This window comes from Kitasatospora sp. NPDC049258 (assembly GCF_040678895.1).
Taxonomy (GTDB): Bacteria; Actinomycetota; Actinomycetes; order Streptomycetales; family Streptomycetaceae; genus Kitasatospora.
In genome coordinates, this window is record NZ_JBFAQT010000116.1 from 1 (window position 1) to 1,142 (window position 1,142).

The 1,142-nt window shown below is 71.6% G+C and carries 1 protein-coding gene; it reads left to right on the forward strand.

Annotated elements, in window-relative coordinates:
* On the forward strand, nt 1-881 hold an 881-nt coding region (locus AB0K43_RS31450), incomplete at its 5' end, for a LamG-like jellyroll fold domain-containing protein (protein WP_363645834.1).
* Nucleotides 882-1,142 lie beyond the last annotated feature (261 nt).

A 1,142-nucleotide genomic window follows, 5' to 3' on the forward strand; every position in this document is an offset into this window, starting at 1 on the left:
TGCAGTTGGGTGCCGTCAACCGCGAGGGTGCGAACGCCGAGTTCTTCGGCGGTGACATCGACGACGTGCGGGTCTACGACCGGGTCGTCACCGGCCCCGAGGTCGCGGACCTGGTCAAGCAGCGGCCGCAGCTGGCCGGCCGGTGGAAGCTCAACACCGCTGCCGGCTCGCCCCTGGCCAGCCCGGGCGAGGGCCCGGCCCACGCCGATGCGGTGCTCAACGGCGGCGCCGCCGTCAACGCCGGCGGCGGTCAGTACGTCAACACCGGCACGCTCCAGCTGAACGGCACCACCGCCTACGCGGCGACCACCGTTCCGCCGGTGCACACCAACCGGAGTTTCACGCTGGCGGGTTGGGCCAGCACCGTGGGTTCTCCGACACGGGACATGACGGTGCTCTCGCAGGGCGGTGCCACCGCCGATGCGGTGACGCTGCGCTGGCACTACCTCAAGGACGACCCGACGTCCGGGGAGCACCTGGGTGAGTGGCAGGCCGTGGTGGCCGGTACGGACGCGGCCGGCGCGCCGCGCACCGTCGTGGTGCACTCGCCGGCGGTCGGGGCCGAGTGGACGCACCTGGCGGTCGTCTACGACGCGCTGGCCAGCCGGTTGAGCCTGTACGTCAACGGTGACCTGGAGAACCAGGTGTGCACCACCGGCGAGTCGGACTGCACGACCCGGGTCTCCTGGAGCCAGGCGGTGCGTCCGTTCGACGCCACGGGTGGGCTGCAGTTCGGCCGGAGCAAGGCATCGGGCAGCTTCGGTGAGTACTTCTCCGGTGAGCTGGACGACGTGTGGGCGTTCCAGGGTGTGCTGAGCGGCGCTCAGATCATCAAGCTCGCGGACTACACCACCGAGTTGGACTCGGCGACCGGTCCCTGACCGACCCCCGAGCGGGCCGGAGAACAGCACGTTCTCCGGCCCGTCTCGCTGTCTTCCGGCCGCTCGCGGGTGGCCGGACGGCGGCGAGGCGGGCCGGATCCACGGCTGACGCCGTCACTGTCGAAGGAGAACGAATGAGTAGGGAAAGGGCTGCCGGGCGGCGGTCCCGGACCAGGAGCGCGGCTGTGCTGGCCGCGGCGCTGGTCGGGTCGCTGCTGCCCACGCTGCCACTGGCCGTAGGAGCGGCCGCGGCCGACTACA